Source organism: Streptococcus pseudopneumoniae (assembly GCF_001072315.1).
Classification (GTDB): domain Bacteria; phylum Bacillota; class Bacilli; order Lactobacillales; family Streptococcaceae; genus Streptococcus; species Streptococcus pseudopneumoniae_R.
Genome location: NZ_JVLI01000034.1, coordinates 26,130 through 32,129, shown reverse-complemented (window position 1 = coordinate 32,129; position 6,000 = coordinate 26,130). Strand labels below are relative to the sequence as shown.

At 37.6% G+C, this 6,000-nt stretch carries 6 protein-coding genes and 1 pseudogene; 2 read left to right on the top strand and 5 right to left on the bottom strand.

The window, feature by feature from the left end; all coding sequences use genetic code 11:
* Positions 1–143: 143 nt before the first annotated feature.
* Complete coding sequence (locus tag ADH54_RS01700; RefSeq protein ID WP_049523756.1) at positions 144–839, bottom strand: VIT1/CCC1 transporter family protein; 696 nt, start codon at positions 837–839, stop codon at positions 144–146.
* A 163-nt stretch (positions 840–1,002) separates the two neighbouring features.
* On the opposite strand from ADH54_RS01700, the pseudogene ADH54_RS01695 reads away from it, so the two are divergent.
* Together ADH54_RS01695 and ADH54_RS01690 are read left to right on the top strand one after the other, a co-directional pair.
* A pseudogene (locus ADH54_RS01695) lies at positions 1,003–1,704 on the top strand (response regulator transcription factor).
* Entirely contained in the window at positions 1,701–2,579 is an 879-nt protein-coding gene (locus ADH54_RS01690; protein ID WP_049523754.1) for a sensor histidine kinase, read from the top strand. The pseudogene ADH54_RS01695 and the gene ADH54_RS01690 overlap by 4 nt, the downstream one beginning before the upstream one ends.
* Before the next feature lie 40 nt (positions 2,580–2,619).
* Here the strand turns inward: ADH54_RS01690 and ADH54_RS01685 are convergent, their stop codons facing one another.
* The 4 genes from ADH54_RS01685 to ADH54_RS01670 all read right to left on the bottom strand — a co-directional run bounded on the left by ADH54_RS01685 (position 2,620) and on the right by ADH54_RS01670 (position 5,799).
* Positions 2,620–3,372: an ABC transporter permease gene (locus ADH54_RS01685; RefSeq protein ID WP_049523752.1), complete on the bottom strand. Its 753-nt coding sequence runs from the start codon at positions 3,370–3,372 to the stop codon at positions 2,620–2,622.
* A gap of 10 nt (positions 3,373–3,382) precedes the next feature.
* On the bottom strand, positions 3,383–4,291 hold the full coding sequence (locus ADH54_RS01680; RefSeq protein WP_049523751.1) for an ABC transporter ATP-binding protein: 909 nt from the start codon (positions 4,289–4,291) through the stop codon (positions 3,383–3,385).
* 141 nt (positions 4,292–4,432) lie between these two features.
* Positions 4,433–5,242 (bottom strand): Cof-type HAD-IIB family hydrolase, encoded by an 810-nt coding sequence (locus tag ADH54_RS01675; RefSeq protein WP_049523749.1) that lies wholly within the window; start codon positions 5,240–5,242, stop codon positions 4,433–4,435.
* Positions 5,243–5,511: 269 nt separating this feature from the next.
* Positions 5,512–5,799 (bottom strand): DUF3270 domain-containing protein, encoded by a 288-nt coding sequence (locus ADH54_RS01670; RefSeq protein ID WP_049523747.1) that lies wholly within the window; start codon positions 5,797–5,799, stop codon positions 5,512–5,514.
* Positions 5,800–6,000 lie beyond the last annotated feature (201 nt).

The following is a 6,000-nucleotide window of genomic DNA, read 5'->3' as shown; positions in this document are numbered from 1 at the left end:
AAAACACTGTTTTGAGGTTGTAGATAAAACTGACGAAGTCAGCTCAAAACACCGTTTTGAGGTTGCAGATAGAACTGACGAAGTTAGTAACATACATACGGCAAGGCGAAGCTGACGTGGTTTGAAGAGATTTTCGAAGAGTATTAAATGCTGAAAAGTTGTCCTAGCAGAAAGGTAACTCCCATAGTCAAGAGACCAATAGCAAGGTTCCGAATCATAGCTGTTTTGGTTGGAGCCTTTCCAAGTTTGGCACTTGTATATCCAGTCATCAAGAGAGAAAATCCTACAATTAGGACAGTAGCAGGGATGCGGTATTCACTTGGGAAAATGGTAATTGAAAGCATTGGTGGTAAGCTACCAAGGAAAAAAGAAATAAAGCTAGAGATAGCAGCGTGCCAAGGATTGGTAAATTCTTCATACTCTATCCCGTATTTTTCCTCTACCAAAGCCTTGAGCGGATTATTTAAAAAGGCTTTGTTGGTGAGAAGTTGGGCTGATGTTTCACACTCACCATTTTGAATATAGGCAGCATAGAGGGAATTTTTGGCTAGTTCCATATCCTGATCTAGCAAGACTTGCTCACGCGCAACGGCCGCTTCCTCAGTATCTTTTTGAGTTGAAACGGATACATATTCTCCACCAGCCATTGAAAAGGCACCAGCTAAGATAGCTGCAAATCCTGATAAAAAGATAATCCAGATATTGCTCGTAGCACTAGCAACCCCAATAACTACACCAGCAATGGAAATAATTCCATCATTGGCACCAAGAACACCCGCACGCAGGATATTTAAACGACCTGCAAAATTTGAATCGATTTCGTGATTTGTTTCTGACATACTATTCTCCTTGTTATCCAGTATAAAGGAAACAGATAATGAAATCAATCTTTTAAAAGTATCTGAAAAAAGTTGCACGATTTTAATGAAAAAGAGAAAAAGCTTTTCTGTTTAAGATTTATCAATAAAACATGCTATAATAGTTGCAGAAAGGTTGGTATTTATGGCTAGGATATTGGTTATTGAAGACAATAGTGACATTCAAGAAATTTTGCGAACACTTCTTACTGAGGAGCATGAGGTGATTCAAGCCTTTTCAGGAACTGAAGGAATCATGCTTTTTGACCAAGGTGGGATTGAACTCGTTTTGCTAGATATCATGCTTCCTGGGAAAAATGGAGATCAGGTTTTAAAAGCTATCAGGGAATAAAGTCAAATTCCAGTCATTATGCTAACGGCTTTGAGCGATAAGAAGTTAATCAGTCAATACCTCTTAGACGGTGCCAATGATTACATAGTCAAACCTTTTGATTTGGACGAAGTCTTTGCCAGAGTTACTGTTCAATTACGCCAAAGTGCAGAAAAACAGCCTATGGAAATAGGAAAAACTGAAAATTTGCCACAAAACTTGAAAAATATCCAGTTTGATGCAGAAAGTTTTGAAATCAAAAATAGCCAGGAAACGATTCGCCTTGCCAAGAAAGAATGCTTGATTATCCAAACTCTCCTCAAACATCCTAAGAAAATTTTTACCAAGGAAGAACTTTATGAATTGGTCTGGGAGGATAGCTACCTACCTGGAGATAATACTCTCAATACGCATTTGAGTAATCTTCGTAAAAAATTAAACCAGCTTGACCCAAATCAAGAATATATTGAAACCATCTGGGGCGTTGGGGTAAGATTAAAAGGAGACAAGCAATGACCTACATGATAATTTTTGTTCTACTGGTACTCCTAATTATTTTATCGATTGCATTGATTCGCTACCATCTAGCACTTAAAAACTTGAGTCAACAGATTGAAGACAAGATTCTCACGGGTAGTATGAAAAGAGTCGGAGTCAACATTTTTTCCAAACATTTTTTACATCTCTACCAGCAAATTGAGAATCTATTTCAGGAAGTGGAACAATCTCGGTTGGTGATGAAAAGGGAAAAGCAGACTCTGGATATGGCCATCAGCAATATCGCCCATGATATTCGGACACCTCTGACTATCGCTTCAGGCTACACTCAACAATTGATAAAGTCTCCTGAAGACAAAGCAGAAACCTTACAAAAAATAGCCCAGCATCTTGATTTAGTTTCCAAACGTTTGGAGGCTCTCCTAGAATATCGTCGTTTGATGGAAGGAGCTGTCAAACCGAAACTGGAAGAAGTGGATCTTTCAGTTTTTATCACCAAAAAGACTCTAGCTTATTATGATGTTTTTCAGGCGGCAAATATCACGCTTGATTTTAAGGTTGAAGCTGGTTTAACAACGAGGACTGATGAAGACTTGCTGGATCGAATTTTACAAAATTTGCTTGGGAATGTCTTCAAACATGGCAAGGAAGAAGCACGTCTATCTTTGAGAAAGGAAAAGGAACAGCTTGTCTTAGAGATTGCAAACCTTGTTAAACAGCCCATCAAAAGAATAGAAAATCTCAGTAATCGTTTTTATTCTGAAAATCTATCAGACACGGAAGAATCCTCTGGTTTAGGCCTTTATATCACTGAGGAATTATGTCATCTTCTCGGTACAGAGATGAAACTAAGCACAGATGGGAAATGGTTGTCGGTTTTCATTTATTTTTAACAAAAAGAAACCTCCTCTGTAGGCTAGAGGAGGTCATTTTTTATAGGCTTTTCTTTTTGAAAACTGCCAGTCCACTTAGATTAAAGATTACAATAACAGCTAAGGTAACTATAAGGGTATAGAAAATGGATTCACTATTAGCAGTCATAGCATAGGAAAAATGCAAGGACAAATATGGTAAAAATTTGATATTTGGAAAAATGATCATTGGCATAGAAAGGATGATAGAGCTAATCAGATAACCAATAAATACGGCAAGATAAGAATGAGTCAGGTAGAGAATAAAGGAAATAATCGAAAGCCAAGCGAGAAGGCAGAGAAATTGAAGGAAAATCATTAAGAGGAGATTAGTAACAAAACCATCAGGTATCGTACCAAGTCCGTTTAGTAGAGTTGAAGGAACAAAAGCAATCACAAGGCTGGCTATGAGTTGTAAGAGAGCGATACTTGCTAGAACAAAGGATTTAGCGAAGAAAAACTCTGTACGAGAAACGCCAACTGTCAAACTATTTTTATAAAGCTTGCCGATTAGATCGACCCCAAGAACTAAACATGTTAGAATAATGCAGAGAAAAACAAGGTTTGAATCATTGCTAGACGCATTGATAAGAGCTTGAATACCGTCCCAACCATGGGTTGGAATTTCTGGTTCTTCTGTCTGGATTGCCATCAGATGGCCTGTAGCCCCGATAGTGGCACCCAGTAGCAAGAGGACAAAGAGAATGAATTCTGTAATCCAGAATCCTTTGGAACGGAAAAGACGGTAAAAGTCTGCTTGAATGGTATGTATCATGATTTTCCTCCTATTCGACCAATTGAGTGAAGTATTCTTCTAGGTTTTGACGGGCATAGTAAATCTCGTCAATAGCAACATCTGCCAAGGTTAATTCCTTGAGAATCTGTTTGACATCTTGTTCCTGACCAAAGATATGGATTTCATTTTCTGGATTAACAACCTTGAACTGGAGCTGGATTTGTTCTTTCAATACTTGACAAGCTTTCTCTTGGTCAGCTGTCTTAAGAACAATATAATCCTCACTTAGTGTTTCAAATTCAGCTTTGCTGATTTCACGAATAATCTTGCCTTGATCTAAAATACCAAAACGATTGGCTAGGAGATAGAGTTCTGACAAGATATGGCTAGAGATGAGAATGGTGATCCCTTTTTCTTGATTGAGCCGTTGAATCATCAGACGAAACTCTTTGATACCGATTGGGTCGAGACCGTTGATAGGTTCATCTAAGATCAGGAAGTCTGGTTTGGATAGAAGGGCAATGGCGATACCAAGTCTTTGTTTCATTCCTAGCGAGAAATCACGAAAGACTTTTTTACCTGTATCTGCCAAACCTACATAGTCCAGGGTTTCACGAATGACTTGATCAGCATTTGGAATATGACGAATCATACAGTAATATTTCAGATTTTGGTAGGCTGTTAAATGATTATGAGCTACAGGTGATTCGATAACAGAACCTACTCGAGATAGAGCCTTGGTCCACTCATTTTCTGATTGACTAGAAAAGAGGGAAACAGTCCCTTTATCCGCAAACAGTAGTTGCGTAATAATTTTTATTAAGGTGGTTTTCCCAGCTCCGTTCTTTCCGATAAGTCCATAAATATCTCCCTCTCTTATCGTTAAATGAAGATCCTGAAGGATAGCTTGTTTGTCAAAGTTTTTGGACAATCCATGAATGTCGAGTACTGTTTTCATGATTCTCTCCTTTTGATTTATTTTGTTAATTTTAGTATAAAGCATAGAAATCAAAGAAAGCTCAAGGATTTCTAAAGAGTTTCTAAAGTTTTAGGAATTTTTAAATATCAAAACCCAGTTGGTATGAACTGGGCTTCTTAATTATAAAATATATTTATCAATGGCACGCGCAACACCATCTTCTTCGTTGCTGGCTGTAACGGCATCCGCAAGAGATTTGACATAATCGCTGGCATTTCCCATTGCAATCCCAAGCCCTGCAAACTGGAGCATTTCGATATCGTTATTAGCATCACCCATGGCCATAATCTCTGAGGAATCAATCTCTAAAATATCTGCTAGTCGAGAAAGAGCAGTAGCCTTTGTCGTACCAAGTGGCATCGCTTCATAAATAACAGGCTGCGAACGCACTCCGCTGAATCGTTGGCAGAGTTCTGTAGCAAAACGCTGCTCAAAATCGTCTGTTTGTTCTTTTGTTCCTAAAAACATACCTTGGAACATCCGGAACTTGCCACTAGTCGCTTCCTCAAGAGAAATTTCAGTCAGGTCTGAAAATACTAGTTTAGCATCATTTTCAATAACTTGATTGGGCTTGCCACCGAGAACAAAATAATGTTCCTCATCAAAAAGAGTCAACTGAACATCGCTTTTTTCAGCTAGGTCATAGAGGTATTCGATGTCAGCTGGACTGAGTTCTTGCCAGTCAACTAGTCCCCAGTCACTTGTCTGGTGAGTTGAACAACCGTTGTTAACAATCACATACTCATTCTGGAGATCAAGCCCCAGTTTTTGATAGTAGGGGAGAACACCGAAAAGCGGGCGACCCGTACAGAGAACCAGTTTGACACCTTTTTCAATGGCTTGGTGAATGGCAGTGATGTGATCTTGTGGGATTTCCTTGGCTTCATTGAGGAGGGTTCCGTCCATATCCAAGGCTAGTAGTTTAATCATAGATTTTCCTTCTTTATCTTTTGGTATTATTATAGCATATTTTAGAAAATAAAATAGTAAAAGGGACGAGACTAATTAATTTTACAGTTTAGGATGTTTGGAGAACATTTGTTAGAAAAGGTTACACGTTATTCAATTAAGTAAATAATTATATTTGGCAAGCTGGTCAAAAAAACAGAGGATTTAAGATGAAAAATGTGTTATTCATCTTAAATTCTCTGTTTTCCTTAATTTTTTACAAATCAACTTGATTAGACATGGGGTATGATTTATTTTCTAAATTTTCGTTTGATAATAGAGCGTTGGATTTTTAAAACAAGTAAGCTGGATACTATTGCTGCAGGTAAGGCGAGCACAGTTGTTAATTTTAATGACAAAAAGATAAAACTAAAGATGGCAATGCAGACACAAAAAACAGCGATATTGACAAAAAATAAAATTTCTTTGAGATTGCTATCAGCTTGTGCTTCAGGTGTATAAGCTTGATAATGAGGAAGTTGCTGGTTTAATTCTTCTTGATAGTCTACCTCATAGGATTGTAATTTTCTTACGGGCATGATTCTCTCCTTAACAGTACATACCTATTTTATCATTTTTTCGGCAGAGAATTATTACAGAAAGGTTACAAAAAGAATAAAGTCCCTTTTCATTTTCAAACCATTGTTCAGGACACGATAGTTTAAAAATAATAGTACGCATAATATTAAGGTTGTTAAACACCTATTGAAAATAGATTAGTAGAAATTGAAACAGTACAT

Excerpts from the sequence above, each read along its gene's own strand:
- ADH54_RS01700 (WP_049523756.1), bottom strand. The coding sequence starts at position 839 with ATGTCAGAAACAAATCACGAAATCGATTCAAATTTTGCAGGTCGTTTA.
- ADH54_RS01690 (WP_049523754.1), top strand. The coding sequence starts at position 1,701 with ATGACCTACATGATAATTTTTGTTCTACTGGTACTCCTAATTATTTTA.
- ADH54_RS01685 (WP_049523752.1), bottom strand. The coding sequence starts at position 3,372 with ATGATACATACCATTCAAGCAGACTTTTACCGTCTTTTCCGTTCCAAA.
- ADH54_RS01680 (WP_049523751.1), bottom strand. The coding sequence starts at position 4,291 with ATGAAAACAGTACTCGACATTCATGGATTGTCCAAAAACTTTGACAAA.
- ADH54_RS01675 (WP_049523749.1), bottom strand. The coding sequence starts at position 5,242 with ATGATTAAACTACTAGCCTTGGATATGGACGGAACCCTCCTCAATGAA.
- ADH54_RS01670 (WP_049523747.1), bottom strand. The coding sequence starts at position 5,799 with ATGCCCGTAAGAAAATTACAATCCTATGAGGTAGACTATCAAGAAGAA.